Origin of the sequence: Faecalibacterium sp. Marseille-Q4137 (assembly GCF_017377535.1) — a bacterium.
GTDB classification, from domain to species: domain Bacteria; phylum Bacillota; class Clostridia; order Oscillospirales; family Ruminococcaceae; genus Faecalibacterium; species Faecalibacterium duncaniae.
Map to the genome: position 1 here is coordinate 45,109 of NZ_JAFREK010000015.1, position 25,227 is coordinate 70,335.

18 protein-coding genes and 1 pseudogene are annotated in these 25,227 nt (G+C 53.4%); 6 read left to right on the forward strand and 13 right to left on the reverse strand.

Features of this window, described 5'->3' with window-relative positions:
- Positions 1-4: 4 nt before the first annotated feature.
- From J3353_RS07930 to J3353_RS07980, 11 genes and pseudogenes are all read right to left on the reverse strand, one after another.
- The gene (locus J3353_RS07930; protein WP_242700898.1) at positions 5-319 is read right to left on the reverse strand and encodes a DUF3848 domain-containing protein; all 315 of its coding nucleotides are present in this window, start codon (positions 317-319) and stop codon (positions 5-7) included.
- Positions 320-330: 11 nt separating this feature from the next.
- Positions 331-1,266 carry a DUF932 domain-containing protein gene (locus J3353_RS07935; protein ID WP_207684603.1) on the reverse strand — a complete coding sequence of 312 codons (936 nt, stop codon included), beginning with the start codon at positions 1,264-1,266 and terminating at the stop codon, positions 331-333.
- Positions 1,267-1,589: 323 nt separating this feature from the next.
- Positions 1,590-1,988, reverse strand: coding sequence for a (deoxy)nucleoside triphosphate pyrophosphohydrolase (locus J3353_RS07940; protein ID WP_207684604.1), 399 nt, complete (start codon positions 1,986-1,988; stop codon positions 1,590-1,592).
- Between the two features lie 12 nt (positions 1,989-2,000).
- A pseudogene (locus J3353_RS07945) lies at positions 2,001-5,160 on the reverse strand (DUF3427 domain-containing protein).
- A gap of 222 nt (positions 5,161-5,382) precedes the next feature.
- On the reverse strand, positions 5,383-6,138 hold the full coding sequence (gene cas6, locus J3353_RS07950; protein WP_207684605.1) for a CRISPR system precrRNA processing endoribonuclease RAMP protein Cas6: 756 nt from the start codon (positions 6,136-6,138) through the stop codon (positions 5,383-5,385).
- A complete protein-coding gene (gene csm5, locus J3353_RS07955; protein WP_207684606.1) occupies positions 6,135-7,238 on the reverse strand; it encodes a type III-A CRISPR-associated RAMP protein Csm5 in 1,104 nt (367 codons plus the stop codon). The genes cas6 and csm5 overlap by 4 nt, the downstream gene beginning before the upstream one ends.
- Complete coding sequence (gene csm4 / locus J3353_RS07960) at positions 7,235-8,200, reverse strand: type III-A CRISPR-associated RAMP protein Csm4 (RefSeq protein ID WP_207684607.1); 966 nt, start codon at positions 8,198-8,200, stop codon at positions 7,235-7,237. Before csm4 ends, csm5 begins: the two co-directional genes overlap by 4 nt.
- Positions 8,181-8,855 (reverse strand): type III-A CRISPR-associated RAMP protein Csm3, encoded by a 675-nt coding sequence (csm3, locus tag J3353_RS07965; protein ID WP_207684608.1) that lies wholly within the window; start codon positions 8,853-8,855, stop codon positions 8,181-8,183. The genes csm4 and csm3 overlap by 20 nt, the downstream gene beginning before the upstream one ends.
- A gap of 4 nt (positions 8,856-8,859) precedes the next feature.
- Positions 8,860-9,402, reverse strand: coding sequence for a type III-A CRISPR-associated protein Csm2 (csm2, locus tag J3353_RS07970; protein WP_207684609.1), 543 nt, complete (start codon positions 9,400-9,402; stop codon positions 8,860-8,862).
- Positions 9,386-11,770 (reverse strand): type III-A CRISPR-associated protein Cas10/Csm1, encoded by a 2,385-nt coding sequence (gene cas10, locus J3353_RS07975; RefSeq protein ID WP_207684610.1) that lies wholly within the window; start codon positions 11,768-11,770, stop codon positions 9,386-9,388. The genes csm2 and cas10 overlap by 17 nt, the downstream gene beginning before the upstream one ends.
- 902 nt (positions 11,771-12,672) lie before the next feature.
- Positions 12,673-13,041, reverse strand: a complete 369-nt coding sequence (locus tag J3353_RS07980; protein ID WP_207684611.1) for a hypothetical protein — start codon at positions 13,039-13,041, stop codon at positions 12,673-12,675.
- Positions 13,042-13,250: 209 nt separating this feature from the next.
- On the opposite strand from J3353_RS07980, the gene J3353_RS07985 reads away from it, so the two are divergent.
- Genes J3353_RS07985 through J3353_RS08000 form a run of 4 tightly spaced genes read left to right on the forward strand, consistent with a single transcriptional unit; the run spans position 13,251 to position 16,625 of the window.
- Positions 13,251-13,556, forward strand: coding sequence for a hypothetical protein (locus J3353_RS07985; protein ID WP_207684612.1), 306 nt, complete (start codon positions 13,251-13,253; stop codon positions 13,554-13,556).
- Complete coding sequence (locus J3353_RS07990; protein WP_207684613.1) at positions 13,550-14,158, forward strand: TM1812 family CRISPR-associated protein; 609 nt, start codon at positions 13,550-13,552, stop codon at positions 14,156-14,158. Before J3353_RS07985 ends, J3353_RS07990 begins: the two co-directional genes overlap by 7 nt.
- Before the next feature lie 6 nt (positions 14,159-14,164).
- Positions 14,165-15,178: a hypothetical protein gene (locus tag J3353_RS07995; protein WP_207684614.1), complete on the forward strand. Its 1,014-nt coding sequence runs from the start codon at positions 14,165-14,167 to the stop codon at positions 15,176-15,178.
- Between the two features lies 1 nt (position 15,179).
- A complete protein-coding gene (locus tag J3353_RS08000; RefSeq protein WP_207684615.1) occupies positions 15,180-16,625 on the forward strand; it encodes a TM1812 family CRISPR-associated protein in 1,446 nt (481 codons plus the stop codon).
- A gap of 431 nt (positions 16,626-17,056) precedes the next feature.
- On the opposite strand, the gene J3353_RS08005 is transcribed toward J3353_RS08000, so the two are convergent.
- Together J3353_RS08005 and J3353_RS08010 are read right to left on the reverse strand one after the other, a co-directional pair.
- Positions 17,057-20,212: a DEAD/DEAH box helicase gene (locus J3353_RS08005; protein WP_207684616.1), complete on the reverse strand. Its 3,156-nt coding sequence runs from the start codon at positions 20,210-20,212 to the stop codon at positions 17,057-17,059.
- A 27-nt stretch (positions 20,213-20,239) separates the two neighbouring features.
- Positions 20,240-21,274, reverse strand: coding sequence for a sigma-70 family RNA polymerase sigma factor (locus tag J3353_RS08010; protein WP_207684617.1), 1,035 nt, complete (start codon positions 21,272-21,274; stop codon positions 20,240-20,242).
- A 272-nt stretch (positions 21,275-21,546) separates the two neighbouring features.
- Here J3353_RS08010 and J3353_RS08015 point away from each other — a divergent pair, with 272 nt between their 5' ends.
- Together J3353_RS08015 and J3353_RS08020 are read left to right on the forward strand one after the other, a co-directional pair.
- Positions 21,547-23,802: a DEAD/DEAH box helicase family protein gene (locus J3353_RS08015; protein ID WP_207684618.1), complete on the forward strand. Its 2,256-nt coding sequence runs from the start codon at positions 21,547-21,549 to the stop codon at positions 23,800-23,802.
- Positions 23,803-24,410: 608 nt separating this feature from the next.
- On the forward strand, positions 24,411-25,227 hold an 817-nt coding region (locus J3353_RS08020), incomplete at its 3' end, for a P-loop NTPase fold protein (protein ID WP_242700899.1).

Genomic DNA, 25,227 nt, shown 5'->3' on the forward strand with positions numbered 1-25,227 from the left:
TCTTTCATAATAGATTCGCAAGAATGAAGTCATATTCCACCAAGTCTTTCATGATGGTGGAAAAGTCGCTGGCCAATGAATGGCAAGAGCCAACCCACAGGTCATAAAGAAAATCCAGAATATTATTTTGCACCCTGAGATGGTTCCAGTAGCGCTCCTCCAGTCTGCCCTCGGATTCCAAAACAATAATGGCGGTGCTGATGGTACTTTTCATCGTGATCTCATAAGCCATGGTAACGCTGATTTCAGAAGCACTCTTCTCAACGTTGTCAAAAAATTCCGTGAATTCCCTGAAAATGCGGTTATTTACATCATTCATGGCTTGCTCCTTTATGCTGCGGCCAGCACCATCTTGTAAGCCTTGTCGATCATGGGGTTGCCCTCTGCGGTGCGCAGGAACAGGTTCTCGTTGTAGTTTTTGGTCTTGCGGAGAGGATCTGCGTGGGTAGCAAAATCAGAGACTGCGTTGATAAAGCGCCAACCGTTTTTGCCGACCCATTCCAGATCCGGTGCGTTATAATAGCGAGCCTTCAGATCTTCCTGCAAGCGCAGGTTATTCTTCCGCTGGCAATCGGACAGGTCCTCAGAAATCGGGAAAAACTCATTGATGAACTCCTGCACCTTGTGATCGGATAAATCGATGCGAGCCAGCTCTTCGCCACGGTTGCCGAGTTCAACCATATAGTTGCTGGCCAGCTGCAGGGTTTCACGGGCATCCTGCACGCGGAGCAGAACATTTTCGGTGTGGCGTGCAGTCCAGCTGCGCTTTGCTGTATTCAGCGCAAGGTTCAGAGTATTCTGGCAGACCACACGGATTGGAGTCGTGGCCACTTTCACACCAGAACTGCCGTCATGACTGTTGAAGATCACAAGATATGGTACTACCTGATCTCCAGCGATAAGATATTTCCTCGGAAGCCTTGCCAGCATCCAGACCTTCTTGCCGCCCTGCAAAGAACCGGCAGTTTCGTAAGTAACACCTTCACCCAGCAGGTCATCGGTGAACTGAAATGCTTCTTCGTTCTGCACAATGCGGTAGCGGTCAGATACCACGCCCAGAACAGCATCATCAGTGCTGCGGACATTTGCGCGATAGCCGGGGATCATAGCACCCGTGCCGGAATAGATATTACGGCTTTCCACCTGCCAATCCAGACCGGCCAGTTCCAAGGCTTCACGGCTTGCAGGGGCATCCATGATGATACGGCCAAGGCCGTGCCAAGGGGTCTCACGGACAGAGAACATCGTTTCAACATTTGCGGGCATAGTAAAATCTCCTTTTCAGTGTACTGTGATCAATTGTTGTTTTCCATTTCTTCAGCGATGCGGACGAGGACTTCCACCAGGACGGTGCCAACCTCTTTGACGATTTCGGACCAAAAGTTCATAATGCTTTCTCCTTTCTGCGCAGCTGCGCTTTAAAATACGATGGTAATAATGATAGTGATGGTGCGGAATAACAAAGTGCTCACCTCCAGACATAAAAAGCCCCTGAGTCTTTCGACTCAGAGGCTTTGGATCATGATTATTATATCTGGGTGAAAAATGGAAATTTGAGAAAGCTAAAGAGAGGAATTTATCATAAAAAATTATAATGCAGGACGAATTTGCGCTAAAAGAAGTTGGTCCGCCGGAAGCCACGGAACAGAATCAAGCTCCTCTTTAGTCAGCCAGCGTGCAGCCTCGGCTTCTTTCAGCACCAGTTTGCCGGAGACCACCTCACACCAGAAACAGTCCATGGAAAGATGAAAGGTCGGATAATCGTATTCAATGGTACCAATCAAATCGCCTACCGCGATCTCGGCATCCAGCTCTTCCCTGATTTCTCGTTTCAGCGCCTGCTGCGGGGTTTCACCCGGCTCGATTTTGCCGCCCGGAAATTCCCATCCGCCCTTATACTCACCGTAGCCGCGGGCGGTGGCATAAATTTTATGTTTCGTCTGAATATCGTCGCAGATCACAGCTGCAACAACGCGAACAACCTTCATGATATTCTCCTTTTAACCGACCACCAGCTTGTTGGTCTTTTTGAGGAACTTTGCAGGGATCGGGCGGTCCAGCTTCCATGTGATGTTCATGGGGCGGGAGCCCTCGTGCTTCACATAGTTCACCGTGCCCAGATAGGTATACGCTCCTGCCCCGCCAAAACGGGCATCTGCCTTGAACTCACGCACGAATAACAGCACGCGGCTTCCTTTTTCCCGGTGATGGATGTAGCGCTGCCCGGTGGCAGAGTTTTCGGCGGTGGTGCTCTGGCTCTGCCAGTGGAACAGGCTTTCATTAATGGAATAATCCTTGTACATGGTGGTGGGAGAGTAATCCTTGTCCGCTTTGTTCAGGGTCACAAAGAATACGTCCAGCTGCTTTTCCGGCAGCCACTTCACGCCCTCGCGGACAGTGGCGGGCTTCAAAAAGTCCAGTGCTACCAGCAGCTGGTCGCGGGTATAGGTGCAGTGCAGGTCCAGCGGACAATCAAAGCCTACATCCACAGGTTCGTCGATAAAATCAATGCGGTCATATTGATACTGCAAAAGTGCCTGCAGTTCCCCCAGCAAAACGGGACTATCCGAGAGGGCATACAGGTTATCGAGAACTTCTTCATCCTCCCAGCTTTCTGCAGCCTTACCCCAGAGAGTTACACAGAACATTTGCATCATCCTCTTCTCTACTGGTGATAGAGCCGCAAAGTCGGTGTTGTCCAATTTTGGCAGAAGCCCCAGCAAAAAACGAATCCACCTGCGGGAATCGATGACCGCAAAGCGTGCAAAGGCTTTGGTCATAGTTTCTTCCAAAGGTTCTGTAAAATCGGATGCCGCCCCTGCGCGGACGCACAGCCTGCTGAAGCAGACCTTTTTGCTGTAAATTGCACGGGGGTCAAGATGATAGTAGTCGAGGAAGTTCCCCAGTGTCAGGGGCAGGCCGGTATCCTCGGTGAAGGCAGCCGCCCGCGCCACAAGCCCGGAGGTGCGGTCATAGGAGGCGCTGATATTATCCAGCACCATATTTTGCAGCAATTTTCTCCAGCTGAATGTAGCAGCCCTTAGGCGCGGAGACAAAGCCCTCCTTGAGCTCCCGACTGACGCTTCGGGTGGTGTTGGAGAGCAGTGCTGCGAATTTCTCCTCAAAATTATACTTTTTGTTGGCCTGCCCGATGAAATTCAAAACAGTCAGGCAATCCTTGTTTTCTGCCAGACGTAAGCCTCGCCCCAGCTGCTGCAAAAACACGGTCAGCGACTCGGTAGGACGCAGGAACAGCACCGTGTTTACCTCGGGGATATCCACGCCCTCGTTGTAAATGTCCACCACAAAGAGAAAACGGAGTTCCCCGGAAACCAGCCGCTGCTTGGCGGCGTTGCGCTCCTCGTCAGGAGAGTCGCCGGTCAGTGCCATAGACGGGATGCCGTGGGTATTAAAGTAGCGCGCCATGAATTGGGCATGAGCGATGGAAACGCAGAAGCCCAGACCCTTCACCTCGTCGATATCGGTGACATATTTCAGGATGGAGTTCACCACAAGGTCAGCGCGGCGCTCCGCCACCATGCCGCTGAGGGTGTACAGGTTGGATAGCTCGTTTTTGTCGTAGCCGCCGGTACGCCATTTCAGACTGCTCAGATCTGCGGTGTCAGTGACGCCGAAATATTGGAAGGGACAAAGTAGTTTCCGGTCAATGGCCTCCGGCAGACGGATCTCGGCGGCAATGCGCCCGCCGAAATAGTCCAGAACGCTTTTGCCGTCCATACGTTCCGGGGTAGCAGTCAGCCCCAGCAGGATCTTCGGCTGGTAATACTCCAGCAGCTTCTGGTAGGTGGGCGCAGCTGCATGGTGGAATTCGTCTACAACGATGTAATCGTAGAAATCCGCTGCCGTTTTAGCGGCAAGCTCCTGAGAATTGAAGGTCTGGATGGAAACAAACAGATGATCAATGCTGTCGGCTTTGTGGCTGCCCACATACAGTTCTCCGAAATTGGCATCCTTCAGCACCGCCCGGAAGGTGTACAGGCTCTGCTTCAGAATCTCCTCTCGGTGTGCCACAAACAGCAGACGGCAGGGCTGCCCCGGATGCTGTTTGCAGAAGCGCTTGTAATCCAGTGCGGAGATCACAGTTTTGCCGGTGCCGGTGGCGGCGACTACCAAGTTGCGGTTGTAACCCCGAACGGTGCGCTCGGCATCCAGTCGGTCCAGAATTTCCTGCTGGTAGGAATAGGGCAAAATATCCAGGGTATAGATCCCGCTGTGGTCGGCCTCGCTGTATTTTTCGGCTTTCAGGGCGCGGGTCAGCCTTTCCCGCTGCCCTTCATCGTAATATTCAAACTCGCTGGAGTTCCAGTAGCTTTCAAAGGTGGCTGCGATCTTTTCGATGGTCTCCGGCAGGTCCTTTCGGGTCACCTTGACGTTCCATTCCAGACCGCTGGAAATTGCCGCATTAGACAGGTTGGAGGAGCCAACATACGCTGTGGTAAAGCCGGTGTCCCGGTAAAACACATAGGTTTTTGCGTGCAGGCGGGTACGCTTGGTGTCATAACTGACCTTGATCTTTGTATTGGGCAGCGCGCGCAGCTCCTCGATGGCTTTTACGTCCGTAGCGCCCATATAAGAGGTGGTGATGATGCGCAACTCACCGCCGCTTTGCACAAACTGCCGTAGCTCGCCCATGATGAGGCGCAAGCCGCTCCACTTGATAAAGGAGACCAGCATATCAATGCGGTCGGCGGAAACGATCTCCTTTTTCAGCTCCGTGTACATCTGCGGCTCATGGATAGCGCCGGTAAACAAGGAACTTTGCGCAATGGAGGTCTCCGGGCGGTCAAGGTCCTTTGCGCTTTTTCCTGTAGCAAGGCGCGGGTCATTCTGCTGCAAAAGCGCAAGAAGCTGCTCTGCCCGCTGGTCAACACCGAGCGCGGCAAAGTCAGCTTCCTGTGTGGTGTTCTGGATGGTGGTCACGATCTGGTTTGCCAGCTGGATCTGCGCCTCGATGCCGCCGCCGTTGTCCTGCACGTTCTCAAGACCCTTCTGCACCACGTCGGTCAGATACTGCGCCAGCACCTTGGCAGCCTCCGCCGTGTCGATGGGCGCAGTAGACTTGCGGGCTTCCGGGATCTCTGCAAGCTCGCGGTTCAGTGCGTTATTGATGACCTGTTCGTACAGACCGGGGTAGAGCATAGGTGCACTTCCTTACCGTTTTCTTTTATTATAGCGCCCGTTAGAAGAATATTCAATGATCGAGGATAAACCGCATCTGATTGAAAAAGAAGTTCTTAATCTCAGAAAATATACGGTATCTGCATTGCTTTTATTAAAAATAATAGAGCTCGTGATAATTTGTATGATGCTACAATAAAAAGAGACTGATGCAGTGCAACAGTCTCTCGATAGCAATGAGGCTTATATAACGGGTGTTTTTTTATAAAAATCCACAGCAGTGCCTCCCATTCCAAGAGTGGTTTTGATGCCAACTCCGCCATGGGATGCAAAAGAGAGCAACGCGTTCCAAAGTTCCAGAAGCGGCGGTGCAAGGCGTGCCTCGATGGTCACATTGCCTTGAAAGGCTGGAATGCGCGTTTCTTTCAACAGATAACGTGTGGTATGGAGATTATAATCCACAATATGAAGCCCCTGCTGTAAAGCTTGCAGTGCATCAGGATCGATAAGGGCATATTCTGGAAAGGCAGTGTTCCAATGCGCAATCAGACTTTGCAAAAGCAGAGTTTCCTGCGGGAAAATAGTATAGCGGCCGGACTGCTTGAAGGCGCAAGGCGACAGAAAAGCAATTTTGGCACGGGTTTCGCTGTGGGAACGTCCAGAACGGATCAGTTCTTCAGCGGAGACTGCCGGAAAGATGCGAACCTCTGAAACGGGGAGTGTTAATTCATGCAGAGGGATTTCCTTTGCAGATTCCAAAACGGGGAAAACTACCTGTCGAGCAGCGTCATTCAGCAGATTGACCGTCCAGATCAAAGACTGCTTTTCCGGTGAAAAACATAGAAAATGCGCAATGGGATGTTCCCCTTGCAGATGCATCTGCTCTCCAAATTCAGAAGAAATCTGTGACATCAGCCAGCCATACAGACGATAGGACCACGACTGGGGAATCCGCACATCATTGGGCGGAGATAAAACCAGTTGAATCTGCTGGATCATAAGATACTCACCCCGCAATATCCATAGGGATAAAGCCGACCACGAAAGCGAGCATATTTCATGGTGTGCGGGGAAATGCCATTTTCGGCATCACGCTCATGCTTGTGGTTGCGGAACATTTGTTTCATTTGTTCTGCCGTCCAGCGCAGCCCCTCTTCTTCACCCAGATAGGGGTACGCCAGCGACTTGGCAAAAAAGCCGGAGCCGCCGCCAAGGATCAGGTGTGGCTGCCGCGGCAGGTTGACTGCACCGCTTGGCGGAGTGAAGTGCCTGCTATACGTCTGCGCATAATAAGTATCAAACTGCTGAATGGCCTCCAGAAGGGACTCCTTGGTAATGCGCCCCTTCAGCACCGACTGATCCAGCGTCAGCTTGAAGCGTACCTTAGTACCAGACGCTGCGCATTCCCGACACATGGGGATGCCGCGATTACTGCCCTTCGCAAAGGAACCGTTCACAAGTGCATCAAATTTTCCGACAAGGACCATCTGCGTATCCGGGATGGGGAGGCTGTCGGAAACTTGAATGCCACGGAAAATGCTGTTAACGGCGTCCGAAGCGATGTTTCCATCTTTCAGAGTGTGCAGATGCAGCTGGTTGACATATTTCTCTTCCGGAAAGGTGGCCCGGCGGTTTGGCGCAAGGCTGTGTCCGGTACTGCGGTCAGCCAATACCGCACTCAGCAGCCATGCGGTACGCAGCGCACCCTTGATGCTGCTGCCGGGAATGTAGGCGTGGCCCTGTGCATCACGCTGGAAGGCATGGATCTCTTTCAGCGAGTGCTCAGCATCCAGAGCATCTCCCACCTCGATCTGATAGCGCGTCAGTGTTTTCAGTTCTGCATCGGAAATGCCGCAGTCTTTGCTCAGAAATGCCCAGAGATTGGACTGCTCGCTAAGCATAAACTGCCCGTACTTGTCCACCAGATCGTGCTCGACCAGAAAGCTGAAAAATTTTTGCTCGTCCAGAAAGGAGACTTTGCCATTGCGGGTGTTGTACATGTACTCTTTTTTGGTATAACTGCTGCCATTGCCAACAAACAGAGGTGCCCATACATTCAGAGTAAGGTCAAAGATCTGCAGATGATCCTGCTGAATCATAATGTCACCCCCATAAAGATCGGTTTGGAATAGCGGTATACCGGATGCACATCCGACAAACCAACATCATACAAAGCACCCTGATAACGATTTTGCAGGACAGATCCTGCCGAAAGGGCATACTGCGTTTTTTTCTTCAGTGGAGTTTCCACACGATCGGAGGCCATAAAGCCGCTGCGGCGCACCAGCTGGAAGGAGGCACCCTCTAATGCATTATCCAGTTCATCTGTCTGCGGCAGGCTGGTGCTCAGCAGCAGATAAGGAGCATGCTCGGCAGAAAGAGCGTGATACATCCACTCCGTCTGATCGTCAAAAGGTTCGTTCAGATAAATCTTGTCTACAATATGGAACTTTCCATAACCAGAGCTGACTTTGCCGCCGATGCCGGTAGCGCCCAGCCAATCCAGCAAATACTCCAGATCTTCATCCTGACCATCTTCGGTAAATCCGCAGATGAAATACAGTCCGCAGTCCGGCGCAAAACGGAACAGTCCAACCTGATACGGCGTGGTATCCCCCTGCATGGGAACGGCTGCCTTGGTCTGCTCATAGTGGGTGCCAAAGCTTTCCGGTTGCTCGTCAGGGGTGAAATGACCTTCATGCAGGCTTCTGGCGTAGCGGTCAAATTCCAACACAGGGACCCATGCTAGCTTTTTTACCTTTTTACGCAGGGTGGTTTCCACTTCCTCAGTGGATTCCGATGCGGCAATGGGCTTTGGCAGGTAAAACGTTTCGCCATACCAGGGCATTGTATCGCTGAGCAGGAATTTTCCCTGCCGGACCTGCGCACAAAGCTGTTCTAGGGCTTCTTCTCCATGCTGGACGAGGGTCTCATGGCAGAAGGCAGAAAACAGGGTATCTGCCCGCAGGGTTTCTTCGGAGGTATAAAGTGACAATGCGGAGTCGGCTCCTCCGAAATGAACAGCTGTGTCAAACTGCAGCTTAAGCAGAAAATAGTTCATAACTATCCACCTCATCAAAGAGGGATTTCAGGCGGCTGAGATCCACCTGCGCGCCATAGCCTTCCAGCGCAAAGTTTTTCAGGCTGACACGGCCGCTGCCGCGGGAACCATGGCCGCCCAGATAATCCATCTGCAGCAGCTTCATGCCTTTGGCCAGAAGAGAAAGATCCTCCTCGACCTGTGCCGGGTCGGTCACATCGTAAACGATGCTGACACCGAACTTTGCGCCGGCGATCACACGCTCAATCTGGCGGGGATTGGCCACGGAGTTTGCACGGGAAATTGCGTTCTCGGTCTTGACCTCGGTCACACCCACATTGGAAAGCTCTTTGGCATTGGACAAAAAGGCATCCGCAAACTGCAGGCGGGAACGACGCACCGGTTCCGAGGAACCGAACAGGCGGAGGATTTGCTCGGGGTCTTTGTCGCAACTTCCGGCTTTTGCCATTGCTTCGATATCCTGATATGTGCTGCGAGCCAGCAGGGTACGCAGCTTGCCTTTCAGACTGCTGCCGGGTACGATGGGATAACCGGTATAGGGGTCACGCACCACCGGGCTGTCCACAGCACCAATGGCAGAAAAGGCAGAGGAACCGCCGATGTGCATACCAGTGCGCACTTCCAGATCGCACCGGATCAGAATTTTTCCATACATATAATTACCCCTCCTTGCTGCTAAAGTAGCAGTGAAAAGCCACCAGCGCTTCCATGTAATGAGCAAAACGGATCAGATCCGCACGGTCATCGGAAATGCCTTTGAGGTATTCCAGCAGGTTTGTCTGCCTTACAAAGGTCTTTACAGTATCATCACGATTGTCACGTCCACACTCGTAAGCCACCCGCACACGCATCAGGTTGAGCTTGACCACACTTTCGGGTCGCAGTTTCTCCTCGGTGCGGATGTTTTCCTCGTTATAGATATCTGTCACAAGGCTCAGCAGGTTGCGGATCTTGCTAGTGGTCACTTTTTTGGGCTGGCTCATCAGGCTGCGCATAATACGCTCGGCTTCGTCTACATAATCTTCCGGCACCTTTTTCGGCGTGATCTCCGGCGGCAGCTCTTTCTGCGGTCCATAGCTGCTACGGCTGTTATAGCTGCTGGAACCGCTGCGGTTTCCGTTGTAGCTGTTGCTATATCCGCTTCGGCTGTTGTTATAGCTACCGCCGCCATAGCTGCGGCCATTATCATTCCATCCTGCCATCTGTGTCGCCACCCTTTCTGTTCTGATAGACATAAATATAAATTGCGGTGATGAGCTGGTGACGCTGCACGGCGTCTAAAGCCCAGTCCATCATGCTGTGAGAAAATTGCTTGTAGAGCGGATAGTCCGGCGCGCTCTTTTTGGGGGAGAGCCGCGCCAGCAGGTAAGCGTACCGTGCAAGGTTGATGCGGTCGTTTTCTGCTTCCCGCAGCAGTGCCAGCAGGTTGTAGAGCAGGGCGTTTCCGTGCTCAGCGTTATCCCTGCCGAAGAAGCTTTGCAGGCAGCCGACCTTTTCGGTCAGGACCTTTGTGCGGAACGTATCCCACGCATAGATATGTCCCTGCTCCGGCTGCACCAGCAGATTGCCCTTTGCATCCCGGACGGCTTTGCGCTCCGGCGTGAACAGTGCCACTGCATTTTTGCCGGGCAGATGCTTGGCGGCTTCTTCCAGCGCGGCGGTTTCCTCGGCGGAAAGCCGGATGGGGTAATGGTCATCAAAGATGCCGATGCCTGCGCTGAGTGTCAGTGCCCCGCAGGAAAATGCAGTGAAATTACTCTGGATGCGCTGTGCTGCTTCCAGAACATCGTTCCATGCGCCCACAAGGAACACATCATCGCCACCGGCGTAGACGATGCTTACATGCAAGCCCTCTAGAATGCCGTTGATGTAGCACTTGAAAAACAGCGACATCTGCCGGGAGAACGCCGAGGTGCGGGACAAGGTAACATAGTGCATCCGTTTGACCGGGTCTTTCTCGTTCTCCTGTTCAAAACCGGAGATGAAGGCATGGCCGAGGTTATCCACATCCATACGGCAGACCGAAATGCGGCGCACGCCCTCGGACTGCTCTGCCAGTTCTTCCATGCTATTGCTGGCGGTGTAATCGCCAACATACAGGTTGGTGCTGTAAGTAAGGCCGGTGGACGGTACATTTTTGGTATATACACGCGCGACCGGCTCGCCGGAAGCCAGCCGTTTGCGGGCAGAGAGCTGATCCGTCAGGGACAGATATTCGCTGCCGCCATCCAGTGCAGGCAGCGTGCAGTCATCGGCAGCCGAGGGCTGACGGCTTACTACCAGAACGCGCTTGTTCTGGATCTTAATGGAAAGATCTACGAACAGTTTGCACCAAGGGCAGAGATCATCCTTCAGGTTGGCACTGGTGCCGCACACCTTGCATTCCCGGCCATCCGGGTAAGCGGCGGTACTGTTCAGCTGCCGCAGATCCTCTGCGGTATAGCGGTGGAACTTGTGCTGCTCCAGCAGACGGTTCACCCGGCGGAACAGCTCTTTGTAGGGGCTTTTTTCAGCCGGGGTATTGGTCAGGTCGTTGCCGGAGCACGGTGTCCATGCGTTGGCCAGAAACAGCTGGGTGCCGAACTGCTGCTGCAGCCAGCGGTTGAACTGCCGGTTCCACCGGGTCAGGGTATCGGCCACGGCGGCAGTATTGGGCAGCAGCACATAGCAGTGCCCGCCGCCGCTGTAAATCAAGTTGGCGCGGGACACGCCGCACCCGGCCAGAAGCTCGTCCAGATAGTGCTCCATGAGCAGCTCCAGAAAGAACGACCGGCTGCGCAGGGAGCGCAGGGCGTTTTCGGTATGGACAGTATAAAGGAACTTCTGAATGCGGGAAAAATCGGCGGTATAGAGCAGAAACGCGCCCTTCTGGCAAAAATCCTTCTCCTGCTCAAAAAGTGCCTTGCGCAGGTCGGTGATGTTGTTTGCCTGCACATATTCGCTGATGCATGCCGCAATGGCTGCGGTGGTCTTGGCGTGGTCGAACAGGGAAACATCCGGGCTTTCGCCGGTAAAGGTGCTGGACGGAAAACAACTGAACTGCGTTTCCAGCAGCCCCAGCAGCGAGTTGATCCACTCCGGCTGCGGCTGCAGATCCGGCAGACACTCGCTCAGCTTGCGTACGGCATCTGCATAGACGGAAGCGGAAAGCGGCTGCTGCTGCCGTGGCAGCTTCAGGCTGCCGTCCTGTGGCTGCGCAGGCATCATCCAGCCGGGGTGAGAACCGTTCAGGTGGGTGAACACCGAGTCCAGCGGAAGATCCCGCCGGAAGGAACTGCTTTCGCCTTCGACCTCCCGGCGGTCTGCGGCGGCAGAAAGATCATCTGCCAGATAAACGATATAGGCCGGGGAATCGGCTGGCAGAGCCTTTGCAGCACCGCGCAGCGCGGCGGCGTGGTGGTAGCGCACACAGTCCAGCGCCGGTGCCCAGCCTGCACCGAACAAAACGCCGTGCAAAAACTGGTAGCCCTGTTCACTGTGGCTGCCGCGCTGCCCACCGGCACGGTACACCGCTTTGCCGGTGTCGTGCAGCAGTCCGCCATAGGTGGACTGCAGGGTGAGAACGTTCAAAATACCATCTCCTTTACGGATTGTGGAACAATTGCACAATAAACGGAAAACGTATTTGCTGATTTTGTAAGAGATGCTTGGAATTGGCTTTATTATAACACATTTTGTAGCTATGCAAAAGCCGCAGCAGAGAAAATATCACAGCAGCTGCAATCGTTCCGTTCATAGAGGGACAGCCCATGGAAGACAAAGAGTTAAGATTTGCAAAAGAAAAACTCCGCATCTTTTGGTGCGGAGTTTTTTGTCCCCTTACGGGGATAAGTTACAATCAATCGCAAAGCTAGCAAGCGCAATCGCAAGATTCGCGTTATCGTCCCCTTACGGGGATGGTACTAAAATCTCTATCCAGACTGCAACAATAGTCCAGTTTTCGCCCCCTACGGGGATGGTACCCAAGCGGTTGATTTGGGAGGCCTTGCTTGCCCGTCTTCGCCCCCTTACGGGGATGGTACTCAAGGATGAGCGTAAGGCGTATGTTGAGCGGGGTTCTCGCCCCCTTACGGGGATGGTACCCACGGCGACGCAGATGCCGCCCTGCTTCTCGGGTTTTCGCTCCCTTACGGGGATGGTACCAAACACGCAACAACATGGAGGTACAAGATTATGGTTTTCGCCCCCTTATGGGGATGGTACCAAGAAGCCGATGGTTCGAAAGGTCTGGTCTCAATTTTCGCCCCCTTACGGGGATGGTACCATTCAGGCCAAGCCGAATGTACCGCATTGTTAGTCTTCGCCCCCTTACGGGGATGGTACACTAAATATATCACAGAATATCGTAAAATGAAAGAGCTGAATGCCTGAAAAATATTCACTTTATTGAAATGAAGTAAATCCGCGCGAAAAGGACAACGATAAATTCTGAATCATAACTGTGCCGTGGAGGATAGAAAGAAAACCCTCTTTCAGGGCGAGCCATAGCGGCGGAAGCCTGCAAAGGCGAAGATGCTGCGCTTCAGGGTGCTGCCGTCCGGGTAGGTGGTCTCCTGGCTCTTGCGGCGGGAGCAGGCGGCCAGCGTGGGGATGCCCGCGGCTTCCAGACGCTGGGCCACCCGGTACACAAAGGTACACTCGCCCTGACAGAGCACGGCATCCGGGCTAAGGTGCAGGATGAGGTCAGTATATACCGTGGCAAGGGAGTCCAGCACGGCCTCGTTGGTGGCGGGGTCGATGGCAGGAAAGGCAAGGTCTATCACCTTGCCGTAGACCTGTGCCGCAGCCTTTTGCTCGGCACTCCACAGGGCAGAAGGATGATTGGTAAAGTTGATGAGCATAGGGCATTCCTCCTTGACATTGCAAAGAGAAAAAGCCCATGGAATGCGGATAGTTAAGCAAGAAACTTAAAATTACTTTTTCTTAAAAATAATGCTCATTACACCCAACGCAACGAGACACATGAAAAGCGTGTACATAGCGTGTACATAGAATGACATCATCTCCCCTGTCTTGTTTTTGTTTGCCCCCTTACGGGGATAGTACTAGTATGATGAACGTCAAGAACATGGAAGTCGGATTATCGCCCCCTTACGGGGATGGTATGATCGAGCAGGCAGAGCACGAAATTCAGGGCACGTTTTCGCCCCCTTACGGGGATGGTATACTAAATATATCACAAAACATCGCAAAACTGAAGAGCCAGAGGCTAGAAAATGTTCACTTTATTGCAATGATGTGCTTTTGCGCTGAAAAGAACGGCCATAAATTCATTCAGCCTGCCTTGTGCGCGGGGCGGTTTCATGGTATGATGCTGATAATGGATCTTATAAAAAGGAGTGTTGTCCTGTGCTAAAGACTTATATCACCACCGTACCTTTGCAGGGAAAGCTGGACCCCATGCTGTACCAGCGGGAGCGGGCAGATGCGCCTACGGCTACCTGTTTCCCCATCGTGCAGGTGATGCGGGATACCCTTGAACCCGGGGACACGGTGCAGCTACTGGCCATCCGGCAGGAAAATGCCGATACCGCCCGCAACTATCGGCAGCTGTTGGAAGAGCTGCCGCAGCTGGGCATTGCAGAAGATCAGGTGCGGCAGATCGACCTGCCGGAGGATCAGCGCCCGGAAACGCTGATCGGCCTGTGCCGGGATCTGGTGGATGCCCTGCCGCAGGTCACCCGGGTGTATGCCTGCATCACTTACGGCTCCAAGAGCATCCCGGTGGTCACGCTGACGGCATTGACTTGTGCCGAAGCTACCCATACGGAGCTGGAAGTAGGCGGTGTGTATTATGGTGAGGTCAAGCGAGAAAACGGACAGGTGCTCAGCGCGCGTCTTTACGATATGGCAACACTATATCAGCTTGCCGGGCTGGTAGGTACCATGCGTGACAGCAAGACCGCCGAACAAGTGTTCCATCAGCTGATTTGGATGAACGAGCACCGGGAGGACTAAGCAGCGATGAATGATGTGAAAACATGGGCGGACATTGATGCTTCGCCGCTGCTGCAGCTGCCGCCGGAACAGCGTAAAAAGCTGCACGATGCCAATGATGAACGGTTCCGCACGTTCTGGGCGGAATGCTTTCTGACCACACAGACTCCCGGAAGGGGAGAAGATGCATGGAACAGCGTGGATTTCTGCAAGGCGTTTCTGGATGCGTTTGATTTTTGGGAAGCAAAGCCGGGGCAGACCTTCAGTATGTATCTGCGCACCGCTGTCCGTCATGCACAGGCACACGACCAGCAGCAGGAAGAAATGGCTGTGACGGGTTTCGGACGCGAGACGAACCGCAAAATCAAAAAAGCGCTGGAGTACATGGAAAAGAACGGAATTATAGAGAGTATGCTCTGTCGTGACCCGGAAAAAGAACAGGTGATCGCCGATATTGTCGGGGTGGGCGTAAAGACCCTGCGGGAAGCACTGCGCAATAAGCAGTCGGTACTCAGTCTGGACGACACTGGTGGAGAGGATTCGGCGCTGGGCGACCGGGTAGTTTCCCAAGAAAAAAGCGTGGAAGAAAAGGTGGAGCAGAGCAGTGAAATGCTGGCATGGCTGCACCGCGGCATAGGGCTGATGAACCTGCAGCAGAAGGAAAAATACGGCAAGACAGCTGGCCCGTTGTGGAGCAGCGTGCTGATGGGCTTTCTGCGCAACAATGACGCACTGGATCCGGCAGAGGATGCACCCGCGCGGCTGGCAAACTGCGATGATCTGCGTCCGCTGGAACAGGACAACTGCCTGTGGGATATCCTGCTGCTGCACCGGTATGTGGAATTTACGGTTCGGCCGCCCTATGCACCCAAGGCACGGGAATGCGCTGCCGTCCATGCGCTGCTGGAGCCGGGGCGCAACCCGGCGCAGGATAAGACCGTGGCAGAGTTTCTCGGGGTGAGCAAAGCGGCTGTATCGCAGCGGCGCAAAACATGGCAGCAAAAACTGATGCAGATGAAAGCGGAACAGGAGGAGGTATAAGATGGAACGCAGTGTATTGCTTTTATATATGAGCCCCTTCGGCAAAAATCCGAACATTCATACCCAGACCAACGAAGCGGCGGTTTTGGAGCTGAAAAAGCACAAGGAAGGTCCGGATTGTATTCTGGCACTGTGCAGTGAGCTGGTGCGCACCAGCCCTACCGTGCATCTGCCGGACGGGAAAACCTGCACCACCGTGGAATATTTCCGGGATGTATTCCTGCCTTCGGCGGGCATTCCGGCAGAGCGGCTTGTGGTGATCCCGGTACCGGACAGCATGGACGACAAGGCACAGTTCCGGGCTGTCTCTCTGCTGCTGGGAAAAATTGAAGCGGAAAATACCCTTTCCATCGACCTTTCCGGCGGCATGCGGGACACGGCGATGCTTCTGGTAACAGCAGCTCGCTGTATGCGTGACCTGCGCGGTGTGGAGACCCGCAGGGTGATCTACTCCGAACTGCTTCCGGATGGCACTTCCCGCATCCATGACAGCAGTCAGCTGTACAGCCTGTTCGACCTCATCACGGCCATGGACGAGTTCTTTTCCACCGGCACTGCACAGAAGCTGAAAGGCTATCTGTGGAGCGAGGGCGAAAGCGACCCGGCTCTGCACACACTGCTGGCCCGGATCAACCAGTTCTCGGATGATCTGGCGCTGTGCCGGGTGCAGGCGCTGAATGAAGACCTGAGCCAGATCGCACAGGCACTGCAGGCGCCGCCCAAGGAGAGCAAAAATCTGACCAGCTTGTTCTTCCACCTGCTGAATGACCGCTTCCGCACAGAATTTGAAGGTCTGCTGGCTTCCCCCAAAAACAATCTTCCTGTGCTGGTAAGCTGGTGCGCAGAACACGGCATGTACCAGCAGGCGCTGACATTGCTGTGCGAGCAGATGCCGGCCTATGTCTGCCGTCATCTTTTTGTGCAGCCTACAGAAACCGGCTGGGCATATCTGGCAGAACAGAATCAGAATAAGGGCAAGGCGTGGGTATATCCGCTGTTCCACTTCCATTTCTGCCGCCTGACTTTGATGCAAAAGGAGTATCCCTATACAACGGATCTGCGCCTGACCCACAGCAAGGACGATGCAGATGGCAATATGTTGTTTGGTGTGGCAAATTCCAAAGAAATGCATGCCTATATGGATACGATCCTCGCTTCCGGTCAGCTGGTGATCGACCCGGAGGTCCGGTGGCAGATCGAGGACGCGGCACTGTTCTACCAGCGTGTGATGCAGTACCGCAACCAGATCAACCATGCCAGTGATACGGCTTTTGGTCTGCAAAGCGACCGTATTCTTCCGTTGGACACAGCCCACATCGAACAGACCCTGCAGGATGTGGCCGATTATCTGCAGGAGATCCGCCCCATGAAGCCGGATGTTCCGGAAGGCGTCAAGGCGCTGCCTGTCACAAAGACGATTCCGGCAGGCGCAGTTCCCAACTTGTAAAATAGAATATAAGAAAAAGCAAAGCACCTCCGCTGCTGGCAAACGCCAGTGGCAGAGGTGCTTTTTTGTCCCCTTGCGGGGATAAGTTACAACATCCGGCTTCTAATGCTTATATTCGTGGAAAGCTGTTTCCGTCCCCTTGCGGGGATAAGTTACAATGGGAACAAGCTGGATGTGGCAGTGGATACGCACGAGTTTCCGTCCCCTTGCGGGGATAAATTGTAATGTCATGGAGCAGGCTTCTGGGCGGATTGACCGGCTGTTTCCGTCCCCTTGCGGGGAACTCATTGGATATCAAGAAGCATGGGCAGACTACCGATGGTTTCCGTCCCCTTACGGAGTATAAATTTACTATATCACACATTGAGTCAAAAGAAAAGAACCATACACCGGAGAAGCGCGAATGGAGTAGAAAAGATAAGCCATAAAGATCACCTCGATTCGGCAGAAGGGGCGTCAAAGCCCTGAATGGGCAAGCCGAGGAAGTATTCCTCGATGCGGTCCCAGAGCTGCTCGCTGGAAAAGCCGCTGGTGAACAGCCAGCTCATCAGCCGCACAGCATCGGTGTGGCGCTGGGCAATGCGCTCCAGCAGGTGGTTGCGGTAAAAGCCGCGGTCAGCCAGCTCCAGGGTCTGGGTCTGGTTGATATAGAGGTACAGGCGGCTGTTGGAGCCGCCCAGCAGGGCAAAGTGGAGCAGGTCCAGCTCCTCCAGCACGCCCAGAGCCGGGGTCAGACGCTCGCTGCTCTGTACGGAATCGTTCACCGGCAGATAGCGGCAGGTCTCGCCGCTGTGCAGAACAGCAAAGCTCTGCTCCAGCCAGTGGAAAAACTCGCTGATGAACGGGTCCACGACGCTGTACTCTGCGCCTTCCTGCGTGGTGCCGCGGCGCAGCACACGGGTGCGCTGCAGGCGGGGCGAATGCTGCTGCCAGGACTGCACAGCCGCCAGCACCACGCGCACTGCACTGGTGGCACGGGTGCTGCTCAGACCCGCGGCCTGCGCCAGCCGGGCGGCGGCATCCCGGTCGTAGAGATACTGACCGCTGCGGGCAGCCTCGAAGAAGATCTCCTTCAGGGCGCGCAGCAGTACGGAAAACCGAGCATCCGCATTGGCGTGCCACTCCAGCGTTAGCTGCATGGCGGGGGTCAGGTGCAGCTGGGCATTCAGCGGCAGCTTATCGCTGTGGGTGTACAGCAGATACTTGAACTGCGGGAAGGAAAAATCGTTCTGCCAGCGGCTGCTCCACAGGCGGGCAAGGTCTACGTCGTAGACTCCGGCGGCCTCATCCTGCAGGGTGGCAGCACCGGTACAGATGCGGTTGACTGCAGCGGCATCGGCGCTGCCGAGCAGGAAATACCCGTGGGTGAACAGAGGAGAGGGCCGCATGATGAAGGGCGCATAGCCGCGTGCTTCGCTGTCCTTCTGGATCAGCAGCATGGCGGTCTTGACCTTGGCCAGCGGGTCCTGCTGGTGTTCGCCGTTAGGGCTGGCAAAGATGTAGGCGAAGCTCTCGGCGTCCACCAGAAGCTCGTTGCGGTGCTTGGTGGCAGTGGCCGGCTGGCTGGCGCGGTGCTGGCGGTACAGCTGCAGCACCTTGCGCATCACCTGCACCAGCTGCCAGGGCTGAATGCTGGAAAGGCCGTGCAGGCGGTTGATGTGCTTGAAGTCGTTGGCCATGTGCTCGTATACGGCACGACCGTGGATCTCCGGGTCACGGGCGGCGCGGCCGATCTCCTGTGTGTAATCACACAGGTTGCCGGTGGGGGCAAAGTGCAGCACAAGGGCAATGTCCGGGATGTCGATGCCCATGCCAAAGGCCTTGGTGGCCAGCATGATCCGGCGCTTGCCGCTGCGGAAATCCTCCAGATTCTCCGCTTTGGCTTCGCCGGAAAGCTGCGCGTGGTAGCGGGTCACAGCATTGCCCAGACGCTGTGCAAGGCAATGGGTGTAGAAGCGCTCCAGCAGACTGACGGTGGGAAAGTAGATCAGGGTCTTCTGCCCCTGCTCCAGCGCGGTGGTGATCTGCCCGGTCAGAGCCTGGAACTTGTCCAGCTCGTACTCCCGGCGGCCGGTCACGCGGGGCACCTCCCGGATGCACAGCTCGATGTTGCGGCGGCGCACGCAGCCCAGATAAACGATGGGGTCCGGCGACATGTGCAGGCTGCGCAGGGTCTCGCGGTACATGTCCTCCTCGCCGCCATAGGTGGCCGTGGCCGTAAAGGTGGCGGTGACAAAGGCATGCTGGCGCGGACCGTTCAGCTGCTGTTTGCGCAGCTTGTTCACGTAGTCACCCAGAAACCAGTAGTCCGGGCGGAACTGCTTGCCCCAAGTGGTCACAATATGGGCCTCGTCCACGATCAGCAGGCCGATGGCACGGTCACCGATCAGGTCGGAGATATCGCTGCGGCTCAGCAAGGACTCCGGCGAAAGATACAGGATGTCGCAGCGGCCCTCCTGCACCTCCTGCGCAATGGTCTTTTTGACCATGGGCGGGATGTCGGAGTTGATGGTGCGGGCCTTGGCGTAGCGGTGCTTCTCCATGCCCTGCACCTGATCGTTCATCAGGCCGATCAGCGGCGAGATCACCAGCGTGACCATCCCGTATTTCTCGGCCAGATCAATGGCCGGGATCTGGAACATCACGCTCTTGCCCGCACCGGTGGAGGCAGTCACGAACAGGTCGCGGTAAGTCTGCCCCGCGCGGCAAAGCTCTGCCTGCTGGATGAGGTCATCGATGATGTCCTCTTGGGTGATGGTGCGCAGCTTCTTCTCGCCGCGATGCAGAGCGTCCAGGTCGTAGACATCCAGCGGGAGAAAGTCCGGGTAACCCCAGTGCTGCTGCAGAAGGGTGCGCGCCTCCGGGCAGACGGGGCGCTCCGGCTGCATTGTCTGCGCATGCGCTCTGGAAAGCTGACCCGGAAAAGCGCCAGCCAGCGCCGCAAGGCTGTCGGCAAGACCAGCCTCATCGCCGATGAAGCTGTCGGCTGAAACGCAGAGCGTTTTGCCACGGCGCAGCTGCTGCACAAGGCAGAAATAATTGGCTTCTCCGGTAAGCGCAAAGGTAGAACTGCTGGCGGCGGTTTCGGGAACCGTATGTGGTGCTGCACCAAACGATACGCGCTCGACCTGCGGGTACTGACGCAGCAGAGCGTCCAAAGGAATGCAGCAGGCAATGCCTTCCTCCGTATGCAGCAGGTTGGAGTAGACACGCAGGCAGGGTTCAATGCCGGGCAGCGGAGTATCCTGCGGCGTTTCCGGGTCAAAGTGGCTCAGAAGGCCGGACTGCATCTCCGGCGTAAGCGTCACAGACACAGGGAGCAGCGTGCGGTAGCAGGTGTTCTGCACCAGAATGATGTGCGGGAACTCCTGCGCAAGGGTATCGGCATGCAGGGCAAACTCCTCTGCGGTGATCACACAGGGGTTCTGCTGCAGCAGACTGCTCAGGTAGCGGGACAGGCGCTGCTGCAGCAAAGCATCCAGAGAAGGACGCGGAAGACCGGCGTCCTCCGAAGAAAAACCCCACAAGACAAACAGAGTATCCTCAGCAGCATGGGCGGAAAGATAAGAACAAAGCAATGTATTCATGGCAAAATCCTCCATCAGGTCAAAAAATCAGGCAGCAAAAAGAGTGAATGAGGAGCGGCGCTTCAGCATCTCCCGCAGGTGGCGCTCGGCACGCACCTGAATCTGGCGGATACGTTCCCGCGTGACGCCCAGCTGCGCACCGATCTCGTCCAGTGTACGGCAGCGGTCATCCGGGATACCGTAGCGCAGCCGGAGAACAGTGGACTCGCGTTCGGGAAGCTGAGAAAGAAGCAACCGGACTTCCTGAACGGTCTCGTTCTCGCTCACAGTGTCCACAGGATCGGGGCTGACGTCATCCGCCAGAAGCTCCGCAAGCTCGGTGTCGTGGCTCTCGCCGACCATAAGGTTCAGGCTGGTAACGTTGAGGTAAACGAGCATGTCGCTCAGGTAGTGGCGCGCCTGCTCCACTGTGCAGGAGTGACCGCTGCTGGCTTCAGCTTCGGCAATGGCATGCCAGAGATCCGGACCATCTAGCTGCATACAGGTAGTGCAGACGACACGCACCCGGCAGAGCGTGTCAAAATAGTGTACCGGGATGCGTACCGTAAGGCCGGTGTTGATGGCTTCGCGCAGGATGGACTGGCGGATCCAGTAAGCGGCGTAGGTCAGGAAGCTGTAGCCCTGCAGCGCATCGAACCGCTGGATCGCAGTAAACAGTCCCAGAATGCCGTTCTGGAAGTTATCCTCCTCGGTCAGGCAGCTATGGGCGAGCAGCTGCGGAACTCTGCGGGCCATCAGGTGGACAAAACCGGCGGTCTTGCGCACGAGGATCTCCTTGGCGCTCTCATCACCCTGTTGTGCCAATACGCAGAGCTGCTCGTTGGTCATGGACCAAAGCTGCTTGGAGGTAAAGTCGCTGCGGCAGAAAGAAGCGGCCTTTCTGCTGCTGGGTATAGCGGCGCTGGTATCCACTAGGATGCCAATCCCCGCCAGCTCGGCCAGCAGATGTTCTTGCTCCTGCTGAGAACAGGAGCCAAACAGCGCCTCAAAGCCTTGCGCAGACAGGTGATTGCCGTTCGTCAGCATCGGGCGTACACGATTCAAAACTGCATTATATTCCATGGTAAAACCCCGCTTTCACTTCCAACTGTAAGTGTCTTCGCTTAGTAGAAGCCCATGGATGCAATAGAGTTAAGTCTTTTGAGAAAAAAATTTATGGTTATCTTTTTGGAAATGTCAGTCAAATAAAAAATCAATGAGTTCTCTTATAAAGGTATAGAATTAAGCAGCAAGGACAGAAAACCTTGCCAAAGAAACAAACTATACAGAGCTTTTTGCGTATGATATAATAAAATTATAAATCTTAATTGGGAATATCGTTTTAGGAGGCCACCATGGAGCCAATGAAAGCAACCAGTGTCAACAGCCGTGCAGAGGAGCTGTTTGTACAGCTTTTCTGTGAGGCTTTTGGACCTGAGAAAACCGAAAATTTGCAGGTCCAGTACCCCTGCGTGGACATCTATGGACGGCATCGCTATATCGACTTTGCGCTGGAATCTCCTGAATCCAAAATTGCGATTGAGATAGACGGCGAAACCTACCATAACCCAAGCAAGGTGTCTGAGAACAAGTATGCGGATGACCTCCTGAAGCAGAATAGCTTGATTTACGACAACTGGAAAGTATACCGATGGATTTATAGCCAGCTTGAAAAGCAACCGGAAAAGATTAAGGATGAGCTGATTACCTTTTTGGGCAGCAGTCCCATGTTCAAGGCATTTGAAGCAGACCTGCCGGTGCAGATGGGACTGACCATCGAACTTCGGGATTACCAGCAGGAAGCCATCGACAACCTCAAGAAGATGCGTGAGGACGGCAAAACCATTGCGCTGCTGTACCATGCAACCGGCGTAGGTAAAACTATCACAGCAGCAACGGATGCCAAGGCAGTGGGTGGGCGCACGCTGTTTCTGGTCAACGCCCTGAAGCTGGCATCTCAGGCAAAAGAGACCTTTGCTAAGGTCTGGCCGGAAGCGACTTTGGGAGAGTACACCGGAAGTCAGAAGGATATGACCCAGACGGTCATTTTTGCAACGGTGCAGAGTATCTCCAAGGATCTGGAAAAATTCTCCCCGACAGATTTTGATTATTTGATCGTGGATGAATGCCACCATGCAGCGGCTAATACTTATCAAAAAATCTTTACCTACTTCCATCCGAAGTTTATTCTGGGCTTGACTGCAACACCGGAGCGCAGTGATGGCGAGGATATGCTGGAGTTGTTTCAGAATGTTGCCCACAAAATGGACCTGAAGACTGCAGTGGAGCGCGGTGTACTGGTGCCGATTCGCTGCATCCGGGTCAAAACCAACATTGATCTAACCGATGTGCGAATCAATGGTATCAAATACAACTCGCAGGATCTGGAAAGTAAGCTGTTCATTCCGGAGCGCAATCAGTTGATTGTTGATACCTATCTGAAGTACGTGAATGGCAAGAAGACTGTGATTTTTTGCGCAAGTGTAGATCATGCGGCGGAGATTGCGAAGCTGCTGCGCGACAATGGGGTGAAAGCAGAGGCTGTTTCCGGGCGTGACCGGGTAGAAATCCGGGATAAGATCCTGAAAGATTACGAAACCGGTTCGACGAATGTTCTTTGTGCCTGTGACTTGCTGAATGAGGGCTGGGATAGTCCTCATACCACAGTGCTGTTCATGGCACGACCCACAATGTCTAAAACAATCTATATGCAGCAGCTTGGGCGAGGCACCCGCCGCTGTCCGGGAAAAGATGACCTGCTGGTGATTGATTTTGTAGACAACGCCAATATGTTCAATATGCCATACAGTCTGCATCGGGTGCTGGATATTTCAAAATATCAGCCCATGGCCTATGTACTGGCCCCGGAGAACAAGCGGAAGCTGGATCAGGACATGCTGTTCAAGGGAGAAAAGCCGGAAGCGTGGCTGGATGTGCCAATCGACGTGTCCGACTATGAGATCATTGACCTTTTCAACTGGCAGAACAGCGTCAAGGATATGATCTCGCAGATTGAGTTCGTCCGGATGGTGGATGTGCAGTCCGAGACGGTGGAACGCTACATTAAGGACGGAAAAGTCAAACCGGACCTTTCGATTCCCTTTGGTGATAAGCGGATGTTCCACTATCTCCGGGAGGAAAGCATCCGCAACATTGCGAAACAGTATGGCTGGGATCTCATTACGCCGCAGAATATGGCGGACAAGTTCATGAAGTTCATCGAAACGATGGACATGAGCTACTCCTACAAGCCGGTGCTGCTCAAAGCAATCTATGAGTATATGGACACCAGCGGCAGAGTCGCTCTGCCGGACGTGGTGGACTACTTCATCGACTTCTACGAGGACCGCAAGGCGCACGGGATGATCGCAGAGAAATCCACCAGCATTTATCAGAAGGGCGGTTATACCCGGAAGGATGTGGAGAAGAACATCCTCTCCAACCCCTTCAAGCGCTTTGAGGATATGCGATTCCTGATGCGCTGCAAGGACGTGGAGACTATCGAGGTAAACCCGATCATCTTCCGCAAGCTCACACGGGAAGATTGGCTGCATATTGTGGATGTCTGCGATAAGAGCCTTGAAAAATATTATTTGCGGCTCAAAAAATGATATGAACTTCGATAATTGACTGCGGGTGACGTGCATGATGAAAATAGTGAGAAATATGATTCGGTGTAAAAAGTGCGGGGACAGTATTGAAAGCTGTTCTGTACATGATTTCAAGTTTTGTTTTTGTGGATCATGTGCTGTCGATGGGGGAAATGAGTATCTCCGTAGGAGTGGAAACACGGAAGACTGGGAAGAATTATCTGAAACGCAAAGTGTAGACGATTGAAAATTAAGTTGAGAACAATCTTTAAAGCCGAAGTTCAGCGGCAAGCAAAAAAAGCTCTTGGCCTTTAATATAGGGGCCAAGAGCTTTTTTACATCTTGTCTTGGAACATAAAAGAAGGTACAATGGTAGAAAAGAGAACGTGCATCAGTCAAATAAGGTGGTGGAGGCGATGGGCGTACATTATGCACACGGAAAGATGTGTAGCACATGTGAGTACAGTTGGTGAGTGTAAAATTTATTTTGAAGATTTCATGCCCTACGGTCTGGTACTGAAAGAAGCGAATGACTTTGATGCTCGTGTGATCAGCTTCTATTCTAGGGGCATTCAAGAGTATTGCCAGCAGCGGTGCAAAGAGTGATTAGATGTTGGAGGAATTTGAAAATGTGGTTGGATAATGCTTCAGAAGTAGATATCTTGTTTTATGAACCATATGCAAACGTCATTGCAGACATTTCTCAGAATCCAAATTACAAACCATTAACCATCGGAGTATTTGGAGTCTGGGGTGCTGGAAAATCAACCCTTCTTAAATTGATAAAACAGAAAATTGATGAGAAAGCACAGAAAAAGGAAAAAACATTATGTATTAATATTAATGCTTGGATGTTTGAGGGATATGAAGATGCAAAAGTGGCTTTGATGGAGGCACTTTTGCGTGAAATTAAAGAACACAAAGACATTCCCTCTAAAGTAAAAGACGGCATATCAAAATTGTTGAAAAAGCTTGACTTATTTAAACTTGCGACGAAGGCCGTATCGGTAGGGGCACCTCTGATTGCATCGGCTGCAACGGGAAATCCAGTGCCTTTTATGATCAGCATTTCTACGAATGCTGAAGCAATTGGCGAGAGTGTTAAGAATACAGCTAATGCTGTTCAGTCGATTCGGGATGATTATATTAAAACTGACGAAGTAAATGATGAAAATAGTGTTGTTAATAATGTCAGAAAATTCAGAGAAGAATTCCAAAAGGCTCTTGAAGATGATGCAATTGAAAATATTATTGTCTTAATCGATGACTTGGACAGGTGCCAGCCAGATCGAATTATAGAGACATTAGAGGCAATTAAACTTTTCTTGTCAGTAGAAAAAATGACTTTTATTATTGCAGCAGATGAAAATGTTATTCAGTATGCCATAAGAAAAAAGTATCCACCAATTGAAAATTACACAGTGAATTTGGATAAAGAATATATCG